The 21,510-nt window shown below is 61.4% G+C and carries 21 protein-coding genes; 4 read left to right on the forward strand and 17 right to left on the reverse strand.

Annotation, left to right across the window (positions count from 1 at the left end):
- Positions 1-8: 8 nt before the first annotated feature.
- The 12 genes from LOX95_RS13430 to LOX95_RS13485 all read right to left on the reverse strand — a co-directional run bounded on the left by LOX95_RS13430 (position 9) and on the right by LOX95_RS13485 (position 10,560).
- On the reverse strand, positions 9-524 hold the full coding sequence (locus LOX95_RS13430; protein WP_242915463.1) for a hypothetical protein: 516 nt from the start codon (positions 522-524) through the stop codon (positions 9-11).
- A 198-nt stretch (positions 525-722) separates the two neighbouring features.
- Positions 723-1,223, reverse strand: a complete 501-nt coding sequence (locus tag LOX95_RS13435; RefSeq protein ID WP_242915465.1) for a hypothetical protein — start codon at positions 1,221-1,223, stop codon at positions 723-725.
- Between the two features lie 85 nt (positions 1,224-1,308).
- Positions 1,309-1,707: an MAPEG family protein gene (locus LOX95_RS13440; RefSeq protein ID WP_242915467.1), complete on the reverse strand. Its 399-nt coding sequence runs from the start codon at positions 1,705-1,707 to the stop codon at positions 1,309-1,311.
- The gene (locus LOX95_RS13445) at positions 1,707-3,536 is read right to left on the reverse strand and encodes a M14 family metallopeptidase (RefSeq protein WP_242915469.1); all 1,830 of its coding nucleotides are present in this window, start codon (positions 3,534-3,536) and stop codon (positions 1,707-1,709) included. Before LOX95_RS13445 ends, LOX95_RS13440 begins: the two co-directional genes overlap by 1 nt.
- A 128-nt stretch (positions 3,537-3,664) precedes the next feature.
- Positions 3,665-4,603: a DUF3829 domain-containing protein gene (locus LOX95_RS13450; protein WP_242915471.1), complete on the reverse strand. Its 939-nt coding sequence runs from the start codon at positions 4,601-4,603 to the stop codon at positions 3,665-3,667.
- A gap of 129 nt (positions 4,604-4,732) precedes the next feature.
- Positions 4,733-5,350, reverse strand: a complete 618-nt coding sequence (locus LOX95_RS13455; RefSeq protein ID WP_242915473.1) for a hypothetical protein — start codon at positions 5,348-5,350, stop codon at positions 4,733-4,735.
- Between the two features lie 84 nt (positions 5,351-5,434).
- Positions 5,435-6,067, reverse strand: coding sequence for a hypothetical protein (locus LOX95_RS13460; protein ID WP_242915474.1), 633 nt, complete (start codon positions 6,065-6,067; stop codon positions 5,435-5,437).
- Positions 6,068-6,154: 87 nt separating this feature from the next.
- Positions 6,155-6,694, reverse strand: a complete 540-nt coding sequence (locus tag LOX95_RS13465) for a hypothetical protein (RefSeq protein ID WP_242915476.1) — start codon at positions 6,692-6,694, stop codon at positions 6,155-6,157.
- Positions 6,695-6,854: 160 nt separating this feature from the next.
- Entirely contained in the window at positions 6,855-8,390 is a 1,536-nt protein-coding gene (locus LOX95_RS13470; protein ID WP_242915478.1) for a UbiD family decarboxylase, read from the reverse strand.
- 48 nt (positions 8,391-8,438) lie between these two features.
- On the reverse strand, positions 8,439-8,687 hold the full coding sequence (locus LOX95_RS13475) for a helix-turn-helix domain-containing protein (protein WP_242915480.1): 249 nt from the start codon (positions 8,685-8,687) through the stop codon (positions 8,439-8,441).
- 102 nt (positions 8,688-8,789) lie between these two features.
- On the reverse strand, positions 8,790-9,626 hold the full coding sequence (locus LOX95_RS13480) for an aldo/keto reductase (RefSeq protein WP_242915482.1): 837 nt from the start codon (positions 9,624-9,626) through the stop codon (positions 8,790-8,792).
- Between the two features lie 37 nt (positions 9,627-9,663).
- Entirely contained in the window at positions 9,664-10,560 is an 897-nt protein-coding gene (locus tag LOX95_RS13485) for an alpha/beta hydrolase family protein (RefSeq protein WP_242915484.1), read from the reverse strand.
- Between the two features lie 190 nt (positions 10,561-10,750).
- Here LOX95_RS13485 and LOX95_RS13490 point away from each other — a divergent pair, with 190 nt between their 5' ends.
- The gene (locus LOX95_RS13490; protein ID WP_242915486.1) at positions 10,751-11,998 is read left to right on the forward strand and encodes a cation:proton antiporter domain-containing protein; all 1,248 of its coding nucleotides are present in this window, start codon (positions 10,751-10,753) and stop codon (positions 11,996-11,998) included.
- Positions 11,999-12,049: 51 nt separating this feature from the next.
- On the opposite strand, the gene LOX95_RS13495 is transcribed toward LOX95_RS13490, so the two are convergent.
- Positions 12,050-12,826, reverse strand: coding sequence for a PhoH family protein (locus LOX95_RS13495; protein WP_242915500.1), 777 nt, complete (start codon positions 12,824-12,826; stop codon positions 12,050-12,052).
- 300 nt (positions 12,827-13,126) lie between these two features.
- On the opposite strand from LOX95_RS13495, the gene LOX95_RS13500 reads away from it, so the two are divergent.
- Together LOX95_RS13500 and LOX95_RS13505 are read left to right on the forward strand one after the other, a co-directional pair.
- The gene (locus LOX95_RS13500; protein ID WP_242915488.1) at positions 13,127-13,654 is read left to right on the forward strand and encodes a gamma carbonic anhydrase family protein; all 528 of its coding nucleotides are present in this window, start codon (positions 13,127-13,129) and stop codon (positions 13,652-13,654) included.
- A gap of 130 nt (positions 13,655-13,784) precedes the next feature.
- Complete coding sequence (locus LOX95_RS13505; RefSeq protein WP_242915490.1) at positions 13,785-14,660, forward strand: hypothetical protein; 876 nt, start codon at positions 13,785-13,787, stop codon at positions 14,658-14,660.
- 68 nt (positions 14,661-14,728) lie between these two features.
- Here the strand turns inward: LOX95_RS13505 and LOX95_RS13510 are convergent, their stop codons facing one another.
- From LOX95_RS13510 to hfaA, 4 genes are all read right to left on the reverse strand, one after another.
- Positions 14,729-17,608: a M16 family metallopeptidase gene (locus tag LOX95_RS13510; protein ID WP_242915492.1), complete on the reverse strand. Its 2,880-nt coding sequence runs from the start codon at positions 17,606-17,608 to the stop codon at positions 14,729-14,731.
- 183 nt (positions 17,609-17,791) lie between these two features.
- Positions 17,792-19,024 carry a holdfast anchor protein HfaD gene (gene hfaD, locus LOX95_RS13515; RefSeq protein ID WP_242915494.1) on the reverse strand — a complete coding sequence of 411 codons (1,233 nt, stop codon included), beginning with the start codon at positions 19,022-19,024 and terminating at the stop codon, positions 17,792-17,794.
- On the reverse strand, positions 18,957-19,928 hold the full coding sequence (gene hfaB / locus LOX95_RS13520; protein WP_242915502.1) for a holdfast anchoring protein HfaB: 972 nt from the start codon (positions 19,926-19,928) through the stop codon (positions 18,957-18,959). The genes hfaD and hfaB overlap by 68 nt, the downstream gene beginning before the upstream one ends.
- 11 nt (positions 19,929-19,939) lie before the next feature.
- A complete protein-coding gene (gene hfaA, locus LOX95_RS13525) occupies positions 19,940-20,398 on the reverse strand; it encodes a holdfast anchoring protein HfaA (RefSeq protein WP_242915496.1) in 459 nt (152 codons plus the stop codon).
- Between the two features lie 76 nt (positions 20,399-20,474).
- Here hfaA and LOX95_RS13530 point away from each other — a divergent pair, with 76 nt between their 5' ends.
- Entirely contained in the window at positions 20,475-21,182 is a 708-nt protein-coding gene (locus LOX95_RS13530; protein WP_242915498.1) for a rhomboid family intramembrane serine protease, read from the forward strand.
- Positions 21,183-21,510: the final 328 nt, after the last annotated feature.

Here is a 21,510-nt window from a genome sequence, read left to right on the forward strand (position 1 = left end):
AACGCGGCTTACTCAGGCGTCTGCGGCGCGGTCCAGCATGGCTTCAGGGTGTTGTTCGCCAGCTTTGTCCATTCGGCGACCATGCCTGCCGTGGCTGAGACGCTATAGTCGGCAAAGCTTCCATCAGCTTGACGGCCTCGCCCCCAGACGGTGTAGGTCGCGGCCTCTGTCGGCGGCCCTTTGGGCTGCGGCCACAGGATGCGGGGTTGAGGGCGGGGGCCGAGGTACGGCACGCGGACCGATCCGATGGAATAGTCGTTGAGGGTCTCCACGACACTGCGTATGGCAGGACAATCCGCTTCGGTCAGCCAAGTAATCTGTTCTCGACCATTCGGGATGACCAGCGAACGTCGCGCCACCCACTGGGCGTTATCTCCCCAACCGCGCGTATAGAATTCTACGGCCCACGTGCCGCTATCGGCGACGGCGTATCCCGCTTCAAAACTAAGATCTCTTGGGGCGGGTGTCGTAAAATCAGGGAAGATGAACGGCGTGACCGCCTGCAATACGGCGACAAGGTACATGATCGAACTCCGGAGACGCGGAGATCGACCGTAGGCAGGTGTTCGGCTTTCTCAAAGCTTGGCTGGTCGAACTTCAGCGAGGTTGAGGCGACGTCAGCGGTTCGGTCCGAATGAAACGTCCCAGCCGTATAGATAGCGGCGGATGCATCCCAGCGGTGCTGGATCACCAACGGCTAAACGGCTGTAGATCGCGGCGACTTAACGGCTTGAACCACGCTCTAGTGCTCTGTCCCGAGCTTGGACCATATTTTCAAAATATTGATCGGCTAATCGAAAACCATCTTCGAGATTACGTTTCTTAGCGATCCGGATCGCTTCTGGGTTCGTCCCCGGAGGTGGCGGAGGGTAGGAGCATTCTCGAATCCAGAGCCGCTCTCGTGCGTGGAACTCCGCGACGGCTTGGTCATAATCTTGCTGCAACTGGGTGTCGCGGAGCGAGTTTAGAAACTCTTCATCACGGGACTTTCGTGCATTCGTATAGAGTGCGACGGCTTGTGGATTGCAGAGCGGAACAACGGCGATCTGGTATTGCTTTACCGTCTCACGAAAGATAGCCCGATCCATATCGGTAAGTTGCAGGATCGTCGGCGCACATGCGGAAGCGCTGACTGCTATCCAGAGCGATAAGCCGATTAAGCCACCGAGTTTCGAACGACTGGCCATCTCGCTCTCCAACGCACGAACATTGGTCAGCAACAAGATGACATTAAGTCCGCGCGAGTGGCGTAAACTTGGGTAAAGGCACTAATCTACATCTAGTGCGTCTATAAAAAGCTCATCCGTCCTACAGTACCGACCACGCGATCAGGCTGATACCGGCGATGAGCATGGACAGCCATGTCAGGGTCATGCCTGCGGCACGGGCGAGAGACAGGCCGGGGAGGTAGAGGACGGCTCCGGCGTGGATCAGGCGACCGGCGAACATCAGACCGCCGACCAGATGGATCAGGGCAGGCGGGGTGTCGAGAAACGCCAGTAGGATCAGGCCGCACAGTCCGGCGGGGATGTATTCGGTTGCATTGCCGAAGGCGCGCACGGCGACGGACAGATCGCTCTGTCCGCCATCGCCAAAGGGAATGCGCAAGCTGCGGCGGCGCCCCGCTGCCAGTCCGGAAAGGACAAACAGCAGCAGGATCAGCAATCCGCCCCACAGGGCCGCGGCCTGAATGGTCGAGGGGACCATCAGTTTTCGCGCGCCACGGGATAGAGCAGGTAGCGCTGGTCGTAGAAGGGCGTGCGCTCATAGAACCAAGCCAGACGGGCGTGCGGGTTGGCGGCAAACTCCGGCTCGGCGGCCAGTTTGGCCTCGAACGCGGCCTTGAGGGCCGGATCGGCGGCCAGCATCTTATCGGCCAGCGGGGCGATAGCGTAGGGCTCGATGTATTCCACGCGGCTCAGCACTTCGAGGAACATACCCCATGCGAAATAGCTTTCGCGGGACTGGGGCTCCAGCGCCAGCATGACCAGATCGCCCAAAGGCTGATCGGTCGAAACGCGGACCGAACCGGGGGCGAAGGTCCAGTTGGTGGCCTGTTCGGTCACGCCGTCGATACGGACTTCGACGTGGCCTTCGTTGGCGCGGGTGGTCAGCTTGGGGTTCTGGACACGCAGCATGGTGACATCGACGGCGGTCGGCGCATCCACGCGGGTCATCTCGATGCCAGAGGCGGCCAGACGCTCGATGATGTCGGTGCGATAGGCGGGGACCCAGTAGGCTTTCGGGCGCTTCAGTTCCAGCGTCGGACGCGAGCCGTACCACGGCATCGACCACAGTTCCGGATCAGCCTCGCCCAGCCAGCGGACTTCCTTGCGGCCCGAGGCGGCGCTTTCGACCATTTCGTATTTGATGCCTTTGAACGGCACATACTCGGTCGGTTGATCGACCTGAACGAAGTTGGCTTGCAGGACCTCGGGGCGCAGGGCGCGGTCGGCGGCGATGGCGGCGCGAACCTCGGCCACGCGTTCGGCCATAACCTTCAAAGTCTCTTCGATGAAGACATAGGTGCCCAGCACACGCTGGTCGTGCGGCTTCAGGCTGTGGTTCTCGATCAGGATGGTCGGAATGTGGGCAGCATCGCCCCAGCCGTTCGAGAAACGCTCGCCCAGGCCGCCGTCATTCAGGCCTGCGCGGGGATCGTCATCATCAATGCCGAAGACCAGTTCGCCGGGGATGTGGCCGTTGTCTTCCAGCGCCTTGTAGATCGAGGGCTTGAAGCCTTCGTTCAGCCACTCGGCGATGGCGGGCGAGCGGGTGAAGGTTTCATCCTCGCCGGTGAAGCCGAAGGTGACGTCGTACTGATAGTCCATCCCGTCGGTGACGTGGACGTCGACGTAGATGTCGGGGTTGTACTTCAGGATCAGGCCACGGACAGCGCGCATCTCGGGCTGATCGAGCTTGAGGTAGTCGCGGTTCAGGTTCTGGTTGGTGCCGGTGTTGCGCCAGCCTTGGATGCGCGGGCCACGTTGGTTCGGGCGCGAATAGGCGCTGGCGCGTTCATGGCCGTCGACGCTGAGGATCGGGATCAGGATCAGGTTGGCACCGTCCAGCAGGTGATCCTTGCCGTAGAAGGCAATGTCACGCAGCAGCATCATGCCAGCGTCCTTGCCGTCGATCTCGCCGGGGTGGATGCCGGCCTGAATGAGCACGGTCGGCTTGGCCGGATCGAACTGTGCGCCATCTTTCGAGGCGATCACGGCATAGATGTCGCGGCCTTCCGGCGAGGTGCCGAAGCTCTCGATGCGGATCAGGTCAGACGCGGCGTCCAGACGGTCGAACCATGCGCGGGTGTCGGCATAGTTCGGGCTGAAGTTCAGCTCTGGGTCCTGTTCAAAGCCCGAGGCCCACGGATCGCTGGCAGGGCGCAGCAGCGTGCGCGATGCGCCGTTCCACTGGGGCACGGGCGGCAGGAAGGCCTGATCCCACGGTGCGGTATTCTTGATCGGAGCGTTCTCGGACATGGCAGGACTCGACATCAGGGCGACCATCACGGCCGCAAGGGTAACCCGTCGCATAACACCCCTCCAACAGGCGACTTGAGGGCCATTCTTTTAGGCCTGTTTGCCGCCGATGCCAGTGCCGGATACGAAAAAGCCCCCGACGCCGTAGGCATCGGGGGCTTTCTTGAAAGTGCGAGGGCGGGTTAGCCCGGCATTTCGATGTCGTCCATCTCGCCGATGGCGTGGTTGTAGTAATCCACCACGCTCTCGAGGTCGGAGTTGCTGTTGCTCTGCTTATAGTCGCGCCAGTTGCCGATCAGGGATTCCAGATAGCCAACCAGCGAGTTGATATCCGACTTGTTGGTGGCGTCAGCGGCGAGGCCTTGTTCGGTCTGGCGCAGCTTGGTCACTGCGGCTTGGAACTTCGGCAGTTGGGCGTCGGCGTCTGCGATTTTTTCCTCGATCACAGCGGTGGTGAAGTGGTCTGCCAGATACATGGCTTCGACAACGTCAGCTTCGGTGTTGTGGCCCGACTTGCGGAAGTCGACGATGCGCTTTTCCGCGACGTCGCGCTGATATTTGGTGATCGCGACGTCCAGTTCGTCGATGGCGGCGAGCGTGGCAGTGTAGTTGGCGATCAGGCTTTCGTGCGCAGCCTTGCCCTTGGCCAGAGCGTCTTCGCGATAGGCGCGCGACGAGTAATAGGGAGCGAGTTCTTTCCACTGCGCCAGCAGCTTGTCGCCGTTAGCGATCACCTTGTCAGCGGCCGCATCGGCTGCGTTCGACGAGGCGTTGCCGCTCATGGCGCGCGCTTCTTTGATTGCCTTCAGTGCGGACTCGAGGGTGGTGATGTTTTCAAAGAAGTGGATGTTCGCATCAGGCGACTTGGACGGCAGGTCCAGCTCCTGATAGCGGACGTAGTTCTTTTGAACGCCCCAGTTGTCGTCGATCAGCTTGTTGAAGCCTTCGACGTAACCGTTGAACTTTTCGGTAGCGTCACCGCCCTTGGCAGCATCGACCACGTTTTCGAGCGGGTTGCCCTTGGTTTCGCCTTCACCCTTGCCTTGGCCACAGGCACCCAGCGACAGGGTGGCTACGCAGACGGCAGCCAGCAGTGCGCCGCGATTTTTAATGTTCATCATACTCTAGGAACCTCCCCAGCACCGGCCACACGGGTCGCCGGTTAAACAATGGGTAAGGAACGTCGGTCGCCGTCGGGGAGTTCGGCGAGGCGCGGCGGAATAAGTGCGAAACTTTGTAAAGTTGAAGGCTTAGCGCCACTCTTCTGGCAGGGGGGCACCCTCGTCAGGTAGGGGGCCAACGGCCAGCCCGTTCTGACGGCGAAGCTCGCGGATCCGGTCCGGCGGCGTCGCAACGAAGCTTTCCTGAAGGTCGCGGGCGTAGGTTGCGCGCGTGGAGGCGATCAGCTCGGCCCACTGGGGCTCGGTCACCCCCTCGGGCATTCGGCTCCACAACGGCAGCTTGGCCTCATAGCTGATAGCCCGCTCGGAAATCTCGTACATCAGTTCCGGATCGGAGAAGATCCAGCCGTTGATGGTTGTGCCAACGCTCTGGTTGATGGCGGCGCGGGGTTCCGAAAAGCCGGATTCGGCGACGGCCCACGGCTCGGTACGAATTTGCCAGACATAGTACCAGAACGCAGCCTGCAGCCTGTTGCCGACGGACCATTGCTCCGACGCCACATAGATCAGGTTGAGCGGCGAGACGCTGTCCAGATTGGCCAGAACAAAGTCCGCGCTAGGGGGAGCTTCAGCCTCGGGGGCGGCTTCCTGAACGACAGGCGGTGCGGCTGCAATGGCAGCCGACGATGCCGTGGGCAGCAGCAAGGCCGCGCACGTCGCTGTTGCGCAGAGGGTCTGTTTGAACATGAGGCCGTTCCTTTGATCGAAGTGCGGTTTCGATTCTCAAAGATCACAGATATGCGCGGGCTTGCCTACCCACGCCGGGGACCCTTAACGCCAGTCCTCGCGAAGCGGGCTGCCCGGCTCTTTGAAAGGCCCGATATATTGGCCAAGGGCGGCGCGCTGTTGGTTGATGGCCTCGATCTCGCCCGGCTGCAGGCTGGAGACGTGTTGTTCTTTCAGGTCCTTGCGGGATTGGGCGACCGTGGCGTCCCAGTCCTGCTGTGACATGCGCGAGGGTTTGAGCGGAGAAAGAGGAAGCTTCGCCTCATAGGCATGAGCGCGGTCGAGCAGTTCCACATAGTGCGTCAAATCGCTGGCGGCCCATTCGCCAATTTTCAGCGCAAACTGGCCCCCCATGACATCGCGCACGACGTCGAACTCCCAGTCATCGCGAACCCATGGATCGGTCCGGATAATCCAGATGCGGTACCAGAATGCCGCCTTAAGACGGTCACCGCGCTCCCAATATTGGCGAACGGCACAGATCAGCGCCATCGGATGGACTTCGTCCGCCTTGGCGACAAGGTCCTCGGGTGGGCCATTAAAGTCGGTATCGCAGAAGTCTTGTTCGCCAGCTTCGCGTTCGATATCGGCAGCGCGCGGAGCGTCAGGCAGGCTGAGACTGGCCCCGACTATCGTCAGGGTGACGAGTATGCCTTTGAGCAGGTGGGCGAACATCATGGCGACAACTCTCCGGCCCAAAGCGAGCCAACCCCGAACGCTTGGTCGGGATGGAGGTTCATTGCCAAGGATGGCGAAACTAAGGGCCTATTCGGCGGTCAAAGCCGGAGCCCATCCGCCGGCCTGTATCAACAGTGTTGCCGAGTTGGAGACCTGCCACATGCTGTAAAGCAGCACGACAATCAGCGCGATTTTTACCACCTTACGGGAGCGGGCAAAGGCGGCGGTAGCCGAACAGCCAATGAAGAAGGCGACACCGACCCACAGCCTCAGCGAGCTGGCAAGGCGGGCAAACTCTGCGTTGCCTTGGGCCAACAACAGCATGAATGTCGCAACCATCAGGTTCGCAGCCAGAATGCAGACGAAGACCGTCTTGCGATGTGTCCAGAAATGCTGGTCCAGATCGACTTTATCGGTTTCGGTTTCCGTAAGGCGGGGGAAGGTGACGCTGGCAGCGATATAGAAGGTCGAGGTGATCACCAGTCCGAAGACGAGCAGGGACAAGTTGAACGGCGCGCCCCGGAAGATAATCCAGGCTTGATTCCAGAAGGTCGCGATATCGATAGCGACAAACAGCGCCAAAGCCGGTGTCAGCCATCCAAAGCGTACGCGATTGCGTTCGTGCAAAATGCGAGCAAAGCCGCCGACCAGTTCAGCGACACACAGGCCCAGTAACAGGCCGTAGAAGCTGAGGAAGAACTCGAACGCACTCTTGGCCCCTCCGCGGTGCAGGCTTTAAATGTCAGTGGGCGCAACACCCCTCGCGCCGCGCCCGCTGTTCCGGTCGTTAGTCTTTCTTCCAGATCGGGGTGCCATCGCCGGGCAGGCCCAGCTTGTCCCAGATGTCGTTGACGCGCTCGATGACGTCGTCGTCCATCTGGATAACCTCGCCCCATTCGCGCTTGGTCTCGGGTTCCCATTTGTCAGTGGCGTCGAGGCCGATCTTGGAGCCCAGACCGCTCTCGGGCGATGCGAAGTCCAGATAATCGATCGGAGTGCCCTCGATGACGGTGATGTCGCGCGCGGGGTCCATCTTGGTGGAGATGGCCCACATGACGTCCTTCCAGTCGCGGGCGTTCACGTCGTGATCCACGACGATGATCCACTTGGTGTACATGAACTGGCGCAGGAAGGACCAGCAGCCCATCATCACGCGCTTGGCGTGACCGGGGTAGGCCTTCTTCATCGACACCACGGCGATGCGGTAGCTGCATCCCTCTGGCGGTAGCCAGAAGTCGGTGATCTCGGGGAACTGTTGCTGCAGCAGCGGGATGAAGACCTCGTTCAAGGCTTCGCCCAGCACGGACGGTTCATCGGGCGGACGGCCGGTGAAGGTGGTCAGATAGATCGGGTCCTTGCGCATGGTGATCGCAGTGACCTGAAACACAGGGAAGGTCTCGACCGAGTTGTAGTAACCGGTGTGATCGCCATACGGACCTTCGGGATGGTGCTCGTCAAGCAGGACGTGGCCTTCCAGAACGATCTCGGCTTGGGCGGGGACCATCAGCGGCACGGTCTTGCACGGCACCAGCTCGGCCTTTTCGCCGCGCATCAGGCCAGCGAACTGATACTCCGACAGGGTTTCGGGAACGGGCGTGACGGCGGCCAGAATGGTGCCGGGGTCAGCACCCAGAACGACAGCGCAGGGCAGGGGCTCGCGCTTGCCGGCCTTCTTGTGGCGGGCATAGTGCTGGGCACCGCCACGGTGGGCCAGCCAGCGCATGATGGTCTTGTCCTTGCCCAGCACCTGCATGCGGTAGATGCCGAGGTTGAAATCGTCCTCGCGGTCGTCGCTTGGGCCCTTGGTGACGACGAGGCCCCATGTGATGAGGGGGGCAGGCTCGCCCGGCCAGCAGGACTGGATCGGCAGCTTGGTCAGGTCGATGTCATCGCCCGTCAGCACGACCTCTTGGACCGGAGCCTTCTTCACAGTCTTGGGTCGCATGGACATGACCGTCTTGGCCAGCGGCAGCATCTCCATCGCCTCGCCCAGACCGCGCGGCGGAACCGGATTTTTCAGGAAGGCCAGCAGTTCGCCCACTTCGCGTAGTTCCTGCGTGGTGGTGCGCTGTTTGTTTTCCAGCGTCACGCCCATGGCCACGCGTTTGACGGTGCCGAACAGGTTGACGAGGCAGGGGATAGGGCTGACCGAGCCGTCGGGCATGACGGGCTTTTCGAAGATCACAGCCGGTCCGCCATTACGCAGCAGACGGGTCTGGATCTCGGTCATTTCCAGCACGGTAGAGACGGGTTCGGATACGCGAACCAGTTCGCCCTGTGCTTCCAGCTGATCGATGAAATCGCGAAGGGATTTGTAGGCCATAAGCGTGGATTAGGCGGCATTGCGCCGTCTGTCACCTGTGGCTTTGCGTCAGTGGGCCGGAGTGTCTGTAACCAAGGCCCAGATGGGCAGGCGAAGGGCACGGGTGGTGGCATCCAGTTCGGCACTGTTCAGGTGGCGGCGGCCCGCTTCGATCATGCGAACATCGGCGGCGCTGAGATGCAGCAGAGCGGCCAGTTCGTTGTGATCCATGCCCCGGCGATCCCGCCATCGCTTTACGCGGGCACCTACGATCAGGTCGACGGGGTCAGTCGCCGGAAAACCCAGTATCGAACCCATGACGTCCCTCCCAGAACGGTCGTTGCAGGGTACGCAAGGTGTCACTTCGGGGAGGGTGAGCGTGATTGCCCGTTTCGTCCAATCACGCGCTCGGGAGCAGATTTAAGCGGCGTCCCACCTGAAGGCGGGATCGAGGTGGTCACCGACGCGGTAACCGCTGGCCAGTGTGGCCATGCGGGCGATTTCGTCATCGGTCAGGGCAAAGTCGAAGACGTCGAAGTTTTCGCGGGCGCGGGCTTCGCTGGCAGTCTTGGGGATAGCGATGATGCCTTGCTGGATGATCCAGCGCAGGGTCACCTGTCCGGGGGTCTTGCCGTACTTCTCTGCGATCTCGACGACAACGGGCTCGTCCAGAACCTTGCCGCGCGCCAGAGGCGACCACGCCGTTAGGGACGAACCAAGTTCCGAAGCCTTGGCCTTGAGCGCGTTGATGCTCAGCAGCGGGTGGTATTCCATTTGGTTGGTGACCAGTTTGGCAGGCGACAGATCTTGTGCCTCTTGCCACAGGGCCGACGGATAGTTGGACAGGCCGATGGCGCGGGTCAGGCCCCTGTCCTTCGCTTCGTTAAGCGCGGCGATGGTTTCGCTGAGTTCCGGCTGGGGCTTGGGCCAGTGTAGCAACAGCAGGTCAGGGGTGGAGCCTAGACGCTCGGCGCTTTCTTCGGCCTGTTTGAGCAGGGCGTCGCGGGTCAGGTTGGTGACCCAGATTTTGGTCGTCAGGAAGAAGTCGTCGCGGGCCACGCCAGCGTCCTTGATGCCCTGGCCGACCTCGGTCTCGTTGTCATAGATGAAGGCCGTGTCGATATGGCGATAGCCAATACGCAGAGCCTCGGTGACCATTCGGCGGGCGTCGTCGCCCTTCAGTTGCCATGTACCGAAACCCAGTTGCGGGATTTCAAAACCGTCGATGCTGACGGTGGGCTGGGTTCCATAGGCCATGACTGTAATCCGTTGCACAGAAGAGGGTGTGAAGGATTTAGGCAGCGGAGGCAGCGGCCGGAAGGTCTTGCTCGAACCAGTCGAGGATTTCCTGCCACAAAGGCTCCATGCCTTTTCGGAACGCGCCCTCGTGACCGATCTTCGCGCGGCCATAGGCGGAGGGCGATTTCATAACGCTCTGTTGAGGGGCCGAAGAATAGGCGCTCATCAGAACCGGTGCGGATTTGGCCGTCGCGATAGGATCGTCGGTAAACAGCCATGAGCGGATTGGGCTACGAACCGCATCATAGCCATGGGGTCCGAGTGCACCGCTGCGGAGTTCGGAAAGGAAATAATCCGGCTTCTGACACCAGCGTTTCCACGTCGAGAACACCCGTCCGGGCAGGTCGGTGCCCGCCCAGAGCTTGCCCTGTTTGATATAGCCGTGGCGGCGCAAATGGGCGGGGCCAAAGCCGAACCAGAAGAACAGCTCCATCGGATTATAGCGGCGGTGGTGGTGGGGCCAGTAACCGGAGCCTACCGACACGAAGGCATGGCGGTGGATGAGGTCATGGTTGGGCATGAAGCCGATGAAGCTGCCGCCTACGCTGTGGCCGACGTGATAGACAGGCAGGTCACGGGCGTTTGCGATCAGGGCCTCCAGTGCAGCGGGTTGATCCAGCCGGCCCCAGTCAGGGTAGTCAACGTCAAAGCCCTTGAGCGTCTCGGGGGCGGATGCTGCGATACCGCGATAGTCATAGGTCAGCACCAAGGCCCCGCGTTGGGCCATCCAGTGTGCGAAGCGCTCGTAGAACCCCTGCGGATAGGCTGTGCCGGAGGACACCAGAATGGCCATCTGCGGCGGTGCCCCGCGATAGAGACGGCCCGCCAACAGGTATCCATCCTTTGCCGCAAACCGGATATCGCTCTTTTCGACTTGGGGTATAGCGTTCACCGGCGGGCGTCCTGAGGTCAGTTCTTATTCGAAACGGACTATGGTTGCCGTGCTGCATGGCGTCAAGCGCGGCATCTGTGCCACGCCGTGGCCGCAATTCGGAAAGGGATGGTTTTTTCCGCAGCTTGCGACCTTGGCAGCATGCCCCTCGGCACCCACTGTAAAGGTCCAGACACAGACCGGAGAGCCGATGCCCCATACAGACAGCCTCATTGTGACTTTGGTTGGCGGCTTTGTGCTGGCGTTTGTGTTCGGCATGTTGGCTAATCGGGTGAAGCTGTCCCCGCTGGTGGGCTATCTGGTAGCGGGCGTTGTGGTGGGGCCCTTTACCCCCGGCTATGTCGCCGACACCGAACTGGCACCCCAGTTGGCCGAGGTGGGTGTGATCCTGCTGATGTTCGGGGTGGGGCTGCATTTCTCGCCCAAGGATTTGATGAAGGTGCGCCACGTCGCCTTGCCGGGTGCTCTGGTGCAGATTGCGGCGGCCACGGCCCTTGGCTGGGCGTTGGGTTACTTCCTGCTGGGTCTTGGCCATCTGGAAGCGACCCTGTTGGGCTTCTCCTTGTCGGTAGCTTCGACCGTGGTGCTGCTCAGGGCGCTGGAGGAGCGCAAACAGGTCAAGAGCGATATCGGCAAGATCGCAGTCGGTTGGTTGATCGTCGAAGACCTCGTGATCGTGGTGGCCTTGGTGATGCTGCCGCTGATCGTCCTCAAGGAAGGACAGGTGTTTGACCCAGCCGTGCTGGCGGGCAGCATCGGTTTCACCCTGTTGAAGGTGGCGCTGTTTGTGCTGCTGATGTTTGTGGTGGGTGGCAAGGTCCTGCCGTGGCTGCTGGTGCGGATCGCCCATACCAAGTCGCGCGAGCTGTTCACGCTCGGCGTTCTTTCGATCGCCTTGGGGATTGCGTGGCTGGCCTATTCGGTGTTCGGCGCGTCGTTCGCTCTGGGTGCATTCGTTGCAGGACTGGTGCTGAACGGGACGCCGCTGGGCCATAATGCGGCGGAGCGTTCATTGCCGCTTCGAGACGCGTTTGCGGTGCTGTTCTTCGTATCGGTAGGGATGTTGTTCGACCCGTCCATTCTGGTGACGAAGCCGTGGGCGGTATTGGGCGTGGTATTCATCGTCATCATTGGCAAGTCGCTGGCAGCGCTTGCGATCACGACGGCCTTCAAACTTGATCGCGCTACCAGCCTGACGGTTGCGGCATCGCTGGCGCAGATCGGCGAGTTCTCGTTCATTCTGGCAGCGATATCGATGCAGATGGGTGCGATGGCACGCGAAACGCATGACCTGATACTGGCGGCTGCGCTTCTATCGATTTCGCTCAATCCGTTCGTCTTTGCGATTATAGACCGGTTGGGAGCTCGCAAGCCCCCTGAGCCGCCATTGGAGCAACCGCGCGCTTCCGATGCCGAAGCTGTGGCAAAGATGATGTGACATTAAAAAAGGCCCGCCGTGAATGGCGGGCCTTTATGTTTTGGGTCCCTTTCAGAGGACGCCGATCATCTCCGCAACCAGCGGGTGACGCACAATGTCCTGTTCAGCCAGCCGGATGACCTTAACGCTTTCCAGCAGTTCCAGCCGCTCGGCGATGTCTCCCAGACCCGAGACACCGGGCAGCAAATCCGATTGGTGTGGGTCGCCCGTGACAACCATGGTGGAATGCCAGCCAAGGCGTGTCAGCAGCATTTTGAGCTGCACGTAGGTGCAGTTCTGCGCCTCGTCGACGACCACGAAGGCGTTGTTTAATGTGCGACCGCGCATATAGCCGATGGGAGCGATCTCAATCAGTCCCTCGGCCATCAAGGCACGAACGCGCTTCATCGACAGGCGGTCCGACAGCGCGTCGTAGAGGGGGCGCAGGTAAGGGGCCAGCTTGTCTTCCATGTCGCCCGGAAGGAAGCCGATGCTTTCACCCGCCTCGACTGCCGGACGTGAAAGCACGATCCTGCCGACCTTGCCGGCCTCAAGAGCCTCGACCGCTTTGGCAATGGCCAAATAGGTCTTGCCGGTACCGGCGGGGCCGAGGGCGGTAACAAGGTTGTATCGGTCGATGGCCTCCATGAGTGCGGCCTGACCTTCGGACTTGGGCTTCAACGTCTTCAGATAGGCCTGATCGCGCTCGTCGTTCGACGGGTAAGGCGACCACCCCGCATGGTTGGGTAGCCGTCTGACCTTGGCATCCGGTGAGAACTCACGATGGTCCAGAACACCTTCGCGGACTTGACGCTTCACGGCTGAACGCTTGGACATGGATGCCTCCAGGCAAGAAAAAAGGCGAACCCGAACGGGATCGCCTTGGACGTTTGCATTGTGGGGAGGGTGGAGAAGCGCGCACCGCCGTCTCCGGGATCAGCCGTAAGTGTGCCTCGGCTCACGCCGCATGGCCGACAACCAACTGGTACCGAACACGTCAAACGCATCCTCCAGTGCAGACCGGACCGGGGTTGATCCGGCTTCGGATACGAAGGACGAATAGGCCCTCGAATCGCTACAACAGTTTCACTGTAACGTGGTTAGGCGAGTGTTAAAGACAAGAAATTGCAACGGCGGGATAACGAACCGATGAGCGTCTATCGTCTTGGAGAAGTGGCACCCACTCTGCCTGCTGCCGGTGAATACTGGATTGCACCGAATGCGTCGGTAATCGGCAACGTGACCCTGATGGAAGGGGCCAGCATTTGGTTCAATGTCGTGGTCCGTGGCGACAACGATCCCATCACCATCGGCCGCAACAGCAACATTCAGGAAGCCTCGATCCTGCATACCGATACCGGCTATCCGATGGTGATCGGCGAGGGCGTCACGGTTGGCCACAAGGCCATGCTGCATGGCTGCAAGATCGGCGACAACAGCCTGATCGGAATTGGCGCGGTGGTGCTGAACGGGGCGAAGATCGGCAGGAATTGTCTGATCGGAGCGAATGCATTGATCACCGAAGGCAAGGTCATTCCGGATAACTCACTGGTGATGGGGCAACCGGGCAAGGTCGTCCGCGAACTGGACGAAGGCGGGGTGATGGGCCTGAAAATGTCGGCTTTGCACTATGTCGAGAACTGGAAGCGGTTCGCCCGCGAACTGTCCGAAATCTAGGCAAGCTGTACCATTCAGGGACGCCTGCGCCTGTATTGCCTCAGGGCGGAACGTCCGGAAGCCTGAATCGGCTATCCTGCACGGCCTGCGATTTGCAGTGAGGTCGGGGACACTGGTTTAGGAGTTCCCGATGCGGGTGCGGCTCAAGACAGTACTGGCTCCTGCTTCGGTGGTGGGACTTTGGCTTGTGACAGGATTGGCGGTGGCGGGTGACTACGGTTGTCGTACCTGTGCGCCGCCGCCTGCGCCGCCCACGCCGCCGCTGCCACCCTATAATGGCTGTGCCGGTGGCGGTTGCGCGCCCGTGACACCGCCGTGCTGTGCCGGAGGCGGGGGCGGCTCTGTCAATGTGAATGTGAACATCAACAATGTTTCGGCCAATGCCAACGCGAGCACTGTGGCTGATGCCCGGAGCCGGGCCTATGGCCGCGCCGGTGCCGGAGCGGGCAGTGCGGTCATCGTCGCCGGTGGTGGCGGGGCCTATTTCAATGTGGATCAGCCTTATCCGCTGACGTCAGGCATGGCAGTGGAAGGCATGGTCGAAGAGCGCGTCCGCGTGCCGTTCAGTTCGACCCGCTCCTGGGAAAAGCGCTATCGCATTCAGGCCAGCTGCATTGATGATCGCAATGTCCCGCATCCAGCGTCTCAGGTACGTCCGTCCCGCGAAGTGCTGGAGAGCTATGAGGGCGAAATCTATCGCTGCATCGTTGGCACCAAGCTGCAGTGGACCAAGATCGATGCCGAGGGCGGCACCGGTGAAACCGTCGTCTGCGATAAGGGGCAGGCCCTCTGGTATGCCGGCAAGGTTCTGGAATGCCGCGCGCAAAAACCGGAGCGCGACTGCCACGAACGCTCGCTGCTGCGCCGTTATGGGGCAGGGGTGAAGGAGTTGGTGTTGCGCGGTGAGGAAACCATCACAGAGTACCGCGAGGAGGTCGTGCGACGCAGCCTCGCCACGTCCGGTACGCTAATGATGGATGGGGGCGTGGGTGGCCGGGTCTTCTGATCCGGAGGGGACACCCACGAACGAAAAAGGCCCCGGAGAGATCCGGGGCCTTTGACGTTTTCAGCCGATTATTCGGGGGCGCGGACGGCCTCGAAGGTCCAGCTGCGTTCCGGACGCAGATACTTCTCGGCGGCGGCCTGAACTTCGGCAGAGGTGAAGGCTTCCAGAACCGGAATGTAGTTCAGGTTCAGGGCTTCATCCTCCGGATAACGCTGCAGGGTGCTGAGCGTACCGAGCCAGAAGTTGTTGTTGGCCATGCTGCGACGTTGACGCTCGATCATCGGTGCGCGGGCGCGGTTCAACTCATCCTCGGTGATGGGCGTTGACTTGAAGCTCTCGACGACCTTGGTCACTGCCGCGCGGAAGTCCGCGATCTTCGACGGATCGACGTCACCCGAGACGGCGATATAGCCATATCCCGGATAGGTGCCCGACGAAGTTGCGCCCACGCCCGGAGAATAGGTCAGTGCCTGCTTCTCGCGGATTTCTTCCATGACGCGCAGTTCAAGCACCTGAGCCATCAGGCCCACGAGGCGTGCTTCACGACGGTCGCCCAGCGAGTCGGTACCCGCCCAGTAAACCGTCACAGCGGCCTGTTCAGGCTTACCGGTGTGGTTGAAGCGGTAAGGCTCGGCGCGTGGGGTGGGAAGGTTGCGAACCTTCGCCTCGGCAGGAGCCTCTGGCAGGGCCGAACGCACGGGCAGGGCACCGAAGGTCTTGCCGACGGCAGCGACGACCGCTTCGGCGTCGACGTCGCCGACGACAGTGATGTCGATGGGGCCGTTGGCAACGGACTCCTGATAGGCCTGTTTGATGCCATCGGCGGTTAGTGCCCTGACTTCCTCCACGGTCGGTTGGGTCGCGCGGCGGTCACCGCCCGACAGCACAACGGAGCCGTCCAGCGCCATGGCACCGCCCGGTGTAGCGCGCGTTTGCTCCAGCGCCTGCGGGTAGATGGCCTTCAACTGCTCAAGGCGCGCCGGACGGATGGCAGCGTCAGTGAAGTAGGCGGCCAGAACCTGCATTTGCAGTTCGAGGTCCTGCGGACGGGTGGTGCCCGACAGCGAGACTTCCTCGTTACCGACACTCATGCCGGCGCTGTAGGTGCGGCCCGCCAGCACGCGGTTAAGCTCGTCCATCGTCAGCTTGCCCACGCCGCCCGGCGTGAAGACCGCCGAGGCGAGGCTGAGCGGATCGAACTGGTCGCTGGGCAGAGCCAGATCACCCAGACCCGTTTCGACCGAAACGAGGATCTGGTCCTTGCGATAGTCGGTCTTTTTGAAGACCAGACGCACATTGTTCGGGAAGGTATAAAGGGTCGCGCCCGAGGCTTCGAAGGCCTTCGTCGCGGTCGGGGCCGTCGGTGTACCGAAGTCCGTGTATGGCCAGTCCGCCGCGGCAGCGGCTGCGGGCGGCTGGACCTCGACCTTCTGACTGGCTTCGAGGATGCTGACGACAGCGGCCTCGCCGCCCTCGATCGGGGCAGGCGTCGTGACCATGGCCAGCGGGCCGGTGCCGTCCAGACCCTTAGCGGTCAGGGCTTTGACCTCTTCGACGTTCAGGTTCGCGACCGCAGCGTTGAACTGGGCCAGTTCATCGGCCGGAGATGTCGGAACAATGTCGTTGTGGACGCGGCTCTGGATGCCGCCCGCCAAGGCCGCGGTTTGCTGGGTGTCGGCGGCAGCCACAGCGTTTTCCATCGCCGTGCGAATGACCGCGATCTCGCGCTGCAGTTCAGCCTCTGTCGGGCCGAACTGGATCATACGGCGCTGTTCCTGCTCGATGGTTTCGAGCGCGCGTTGCAGGCCACCCGGATTGAACGAGGCAGAGATCGAGCCGGTGTCGACGGATTTGAAGAAGGCACCGCTGCTGGCACCCGCGCCGATAAATGGCGGGTTGTCCTGACGCGAAATCTCGCCGAGGCGACGGTTGAGGACGGCAAGGCCCAAACTGCGAAGAGTGTTCTCGCGACGGTTGGCGAGATTGTCCGGACGCTCTTCGTACGGGCGGATGCGATACAGGCTGACAGAGGACTGTGTGCCCGGCTCAACATGGATTGCGGCTTCAGGCTCGCGGGCCCTGGCAACGCCGAGGTCCGGATCGGGGCCGTCCGGCGCATTGTTCTGCCAGTCCGAGAAAGTGCCTTTGATCTTGGCTTCCATCTGGTCGACGTCGAAATCGCCGACGGCAACAAAGGTCGCGCGTTCCGGGCGATAATAGGCGCGATAGAAGTCGATGAACCTTTGCGCCGGAGCGTTGCGGATGATGTCCAGATCGCCGATGGGCAGGCGATTGGCGACGCGCTGTCCGGGGACGAGAAGCGCGATCTGCGCTTTCAGGGCACGAAGGCCTGGCGTGTCGCGCGTGCGCGCTTCGCCGACGATGACGTCACGCTCGGCATTGATGGCGTCGACGTCCATCAGGGCGCGAGAGACTTGCTCACGCATGATGCGCAGGGAGGCATCGACGGTTTCGTTGTTACCCCGCGGCAGTTCCAGCCGGTAGAAGGTTTCGTCGAAGCTGGTGGCCGCGTTCGTGTCCGCGCCGAAAGCCAGACCCAGACGCTCGAGGATACGCAACAACTCGTTTTCCGGGATGTTCTCGGTCCCGTTGAACAGCATGTGCTCGGTAAAGTGGGCCAGACCCTGCTGGTCGTCGCTCTCGTTCAACGAGCCTGCGTTGAAATGCATGCGCAGGGAAATCTGGCCCGGCGGTGTCGCATTACGCATCAGGACATAGCGCATGCCGTTGTCCATGCGGCCAAAGCTCAAACGCTCGTCGGCCTTCAGGTCGCTTGCGTCTTGCGGCCACGGTCGGCCCTTGCTGGCTTCGGCCTGGGCGGAGGCGATCGCGGGGGCTTCGGCATAGGCTGCAAGAGGCAGTCCGGCACCGATGGTCAACGCAAGAGCAGAGACTGCTGGAAGCAGCAGGTGGCGGGGGGACTTCATGCGCTGGACACTCCTGTCGTTGGCGTAGGGACAGACGTCGCGCGAAAGTTGCGTGACGCCCTTATCTCCCTTTCAGGTCTAAGGGCGCATTTGTGGCCATCAACTTAATGAAATGTAATGTTCAGTGAACAGCGGATGTAACAGCGCATCAGTGACCAAGGCTAAGTTAAGTCACGGAAAAGCTTAGCCGCCCGGTCGCGTGACATAGAAGCTGGCTGTGTTGCCGGTTGCGGTAGTGCCGGTAATGACGGCCCGTCCCTGTCCGCCGATGTTGGTCACAGCGGTGGCCGATACGTTGCCATTATTGGTCTGGGTCGTATTGGTGTTCAGGATGCCGCCGCAGTCCGCGCAGGCGTATCCGGTCACGCTGTTGCCAGCGGCATTGGCCCCGACATAGGCCTCATAGCCATTGTGCGCAGTCAGTTCGGCCTGCACCGAGACGCCACCCGAGTTGAATTGGCTGTTGTCGATCTCGACCCAGACGTCCTGATTGCTGACCGACACCTGATTGGCCACGCCATCGGCGACGGCGCGCAGATCGCCGTAGTCATAGGCATAGGTACTGGCTTGGCTTTGAACGCCGCCGATGTTCGACTGCCTCGTCGTAACAACCTGCGAGCCGCCCGCGTTCGATGCATTGATACGATTGGCAGCGGCGCTAGAGGTTGCGACGCTGTTCCATGCATTTGCAGCGGTGGCGACGGTCTCGGCAGAGGTCCAGCCTTCGGATACCTGTCCGACTTCAACGCGCTGGGCCGACGAACCAGTGGTGGTCAGCTGCGTCAGGTTTGCGGCGGCGTCGCTGGCGTAATAGGCCGCGCCCGGAACATAGCGCGCGGGCGCATAGGTCTCGGCCACCGTACTGCCGGAAGTCGACTGGCTGATCGCGCCCGTCGTCACGGCATTCTTCCCGCCCGCAGTCATGGCATTGCTATAGGCGGCAGATGACAGGCTGATGCCGCCGGTTAAATGGGCCTCGGTGTTGCCCAGGATTGTGCGCGCAATCGCCGATCCATAATTGGCTTGGTCACTGTCCAGAACCAGTTCGGCCCCGTTGGCGGCAATGCTCGCTTCGTTGGCGCGCGCCTGATTGACTGCGGTCACGCGACCCGCCGCTTCGTCTCCTATATATAGAGAGACCTCGGCCGAGGTTGTGCCGTGCTGGTACTGCCGGTTCTGGACCGATACATCCCGCTCTTCGGCCCCGCCTGCGAGTTGGTTTCCGAGCGCGGTGTTGGTCACTGTCACCTGTTGTCGGGCAACGACTACGTTCAACTGTTGTCCAGCGAAGATATCTCCGAACTGGATTTGCTCGTTCAGGACGATAGGCCCCGACTGGGCCGAAGCGTCACTCGCCGCGACGGCGCACAGCGCGAGGAGGGTACCCATCAGCGCGGTTGGCACGGGTTGGGTCATTGTTCGTGTCCGTATTGTGCGAGGCAATGTAGGTGGAGCGTCCACCAAGAGGATCATTGGCGGGGTCCATGCAGACGTCGGGGCTGGGCGCGCCGTACAGATTGCTCATGAACTCGACGGTGGCCCGCTCAACCAGTGCTCGGACGGCCAGTTGGACAGGCTCGAGGCCGCTGCTACCGGCCGATACGTCAAAGACGTTGCCGTTCAGGAAGTCGAACACGCCCGCCGAGATTTCGCGGCCGACGATCTGCTTCTGGTAGGACACCACATCCACGACTTCCAGCGTGGTGGTTTGAACGAGGCGCAGGTCGATTGCGACGTTCATCACGAACACGCGCCCGTTCACGAGGCCCGAGCCGCCGTTGTCCTTGACCTGGCCGCCCGCGATATCGAAACCGGCCGAGCGGATGTTGTAGTTCACCTCGGTGATGCCGCCGACCAGATAGAAGTCCGAGCCGGGAACCTGCCCGGCCAGAATGCGGCGATAGCCGGGATCTTGTGGATCGACCGGAGCGTCGCCGATCAGGCGATTGTTGGCATAGCGCAGCTCAAGCTCAGACACCGATGTGTCGTAACGCTCGACCAGCCGCGCTCCAGCCTTGGCCAAGGCCGAGTTCGCCATCAAGGATGCACCCTGAGTGATCTGGCGACCGCCATCGGCAGAGACAGTGCCGGTGTAGTCACTGATGCGACCCACAGCCATACGCGGCGACGGCAGGTCGTACCGGCGAGCATAGTCGGCCAGACAATATAAGGCGTCCGAGTACGGCGTAGGGTTGGACGTTACCGGCGCATTTCCGATGGGCTGGGCATAGAGACCGGACGGGCCGGCAGTCGGGCTAACGCATCCTGCCAGTACTGCCGATGCGGCCAGGAGGCCAACCGCCGAGCGAGCCGTGTGCATAGGCGAACGCTTCATGGGAACACCAATGTGCCATTGAGGACCGTTCCGGCGCTGATGTTGCCCGTATTGGTCTGGTTGGATTTGACGATGACTGTGTTGTGGTTGCCCTGAACAACCACATTCAGATTGTTGCCGATGGCCGTCGCTCCACCGATCGCCGAACCGCCTTGGCTGGATCGTCCTGTCGTCGCGCTCGATGACGACACCCCGCTGGACGACTGGTGATATGAGCTCGCACCGGACTGAATGATGCCGTCCACGATCAGGCGATTGCCGTTGCTGTCGCGCGTGGAGCCTGAGGCGCTCGTGGCCGTGCTATAGCGGGAGCCTGCGTAACCTGCCTGAAGCTGTCCCAAACCCTGGCTGCCAGACTGCTGGGCGAGGACGGCGCAGGGCGTGACGACGCTCACCGCGGTGATCGCCACGGCACTGCACAGTCGCAGAACCGAGATTTCCAGTTTGATACGCATTGGCACAGGCCCCCCGTAATGCGGGGAAACACAGCAACGCTTATGCCAGAGATATGGGACAGCTCTCACGAACGGCTTGAGGTTCGGCCTTGGCGCGTCCATCTCTCTATATATGGACCCCTATGTAACGCCTTCGCCCGAACGGCCCGCTCGCGAGCCAATCTTCAAAATCCCTTTTGTCCCCTTCATCGTAGCCCTGGGGCTGGTGGGATTGTTCGTGGCACAGAGCCAGTTGGGCGACGGCGGGATCGGCATGGGCTTGCGCCCTGCTGATTTGTCCCAAGGATATCTGTCGGGACTGTTCACCCACATGCTGGTCCACGGCGGATGGACGCACGTTCTGATGAATGCGGCAGCGGTGGTTGCTTTCGGATCGCCTGTCGCGCGGGACTTCGACAAACCCTTGGGGCCGGTCGGATGGCTGGCATTCTTTACGGTGTGCGGTGTCCTGGCTGGAGCAGGCTACGCGGCTATCCATTGGGGGGATACGACGCCCGTCATTGGTGCGTCGGGCGCAGCCTTTGGTTTGATCGGCGCGTCCCTGCGCCTCCAAGCGGGTCCCGGTTTGCTGATACCGATCACGCATCCTGCTATCTTGCGCGGCGCTGCGGTGTGGATGGGGGTCAATCTACTGACCGGACTGTTGGGCGGAGCGCTTGCGGGGCAGGGGGCTGCGATTGCCTGGGAAGCTCATGCGGTGGGATTCGTTGCGGGAATCATCCTGATCGGACCGTTCCACTCTCTTTTCAGCCGCAAAAACCACCCGCTCCTTGCGAACCGCTGATACGCTCACCATATTTAGAGACGTGATTGGTCACAATCGCCTGAAATCGCGCCACATTTGTCCGCGTAGAGGGCGATTTTATCCCCAGATCGGCCCGAACTGTGGATGGAATCCAAGCAGGGCTATTTCATCCTTGTGAACCGTAAAGGCTGGGCCTACATCCCCGTCATCGGCGGCGGCCACTTCTTCGGAACGGCTCGCAGCGGTTAGTCAGCCTCCCAACCGCTTCTGTGTGTTTGGATTTTTCTCCATCAGTCGGGTTTCGACAGTTTGGGAAAAAGATCGGAAGGTCGGGTTGACATGGGGACGGTGGATCGGTAGATACCCG

Origin of the sequence: Brevundimonas pishanensis, assembly GCF_022750635.1 — a bacterium.
GTDB classification, from domain to species: domain Bacteria; phylum Pseudomonadota; class Alphaproteobacteria; order Caulobacterales; family Caulobacteraceae; genus Brevundimonas; species Brevundimonas pishanensis.

Excerpts from the sequence above, each read along its gene's own strand:
- LOX95_RS13445 (WP_242915469.1), bottom strand. The coding sequence starts at position 3,536 with ATGCGACGGGTTACCCTTGCGGCCGTGATGGTCGCCCTGATGTCGAGT.
- LOX95_RS13460 (WP_242915474.1), bottom strand. The coding sequence starts at position 6,067 with ATGATGTTCGCCCACCTGCTCAAAGGCATACTCGTCACCCTGACGATA.
- LOX95_RS13450 (WP_242915471.1), bottom strand. The coding sequence starts at position 4,603 with ATGATGAACATTAAAAATCGCGGCGCACTGCTGGCTGCCGTCTGCGTA.
- LOX95_RS13500 (WP_242915488.1), top strand. The coding sequence starts at position 13,127 with ATGAGCGTCTATCGTCTTGGAGAAGTGGCACCCACTCTGCCTGCTGCC.
- LOX95_RS13505 (WP_242915490.1), top strand. The coding sequence starts at position 13,785 with ATGCGGGTGCGGCTCAAGACAGTACTGGCTCCTGCTTCGGTGGTGGGA.
- hfaD (WP_242915494.1), bottom strand. The coding sequence starts at position 19,024 with ATGACCCAACCCGTGCCAACCGCGCTGATGGGTACCCTCCTCGCGCTG.
- LOX95_RS13430 (WP_242915463.1), bottom strand. The coding sequence starts at position 524 with ATGTACCTTGTCGCCGTATTGCAGGCGGTCACGCCGTTCATCTTCCCT.
- LOX95_RS13480 (WP_242915482.1), bottom strand. The coding sequence starts at position 9,626 with ATGGCCTATGGAACCCAGCCCACCGTCAGCATCGACGGTTTTGAAATC.
- LOX95_RS13440 (WP_242915467.1), bottom strand. The coding sequence starts at position 1,707 with ATGGTCCCCTCGACCATTCAGGCCGCGGCCCTGTGGGGCGGATTGCTG.
- LOX95_RS13510 (WP_242915492.1), bottom strand. The coding sequence starts at position 17,608 with ATGAAGTCCCCCCGCCACCTGCTGCTTCCAGCAGTCTCTGCTCTTGCG.
- hfaB (WP_242915502.1), bottom strand. The coding sequence starts at position 19,928 with ATGCACACGGCTCGCTCGGCGGTTGGCCTCCTGGCCGCATCGGCAGTA.
- LOX95_RS13490 (WP_242915486.1), top strand. The coding sequence starts at position 10,751 with ATGCCCCATACAGACAGCCTCATTGTGACTTTGGTTGGCGGCTTTGTG.
- hfaA (WP_242915496.1), bottom strand. The coding sequence starts at position 20,398 with ATGCGTATCAAACTGGAAATCTCGGTTCTGCGACTGTGCAGTGCCGTG.
- LOX95_RS13455 (WP_242915473.1), bottom strand. The coding sequence starts at position 5,350 with ATGTTCAAACAGACCCTCTGCGCAACAGCGACGTGCGCGGCCTTGCTG.
- LOX95_RS13475 (WP_242915480.1), bottom strand. The coding sequence starts at position 8,687 with ATGGGTTCGATACTGGGTTTTCCGGCGACTGACCCCGTCGACCTGATC.
- LOX95_RS13470 (WP_242915478.1), bottom strand. The coding sequence starts at position 8,390 with ATGGCCTACAAATCCCTTCGCGATTTCATCGATCAGCTGGAAGCACAG.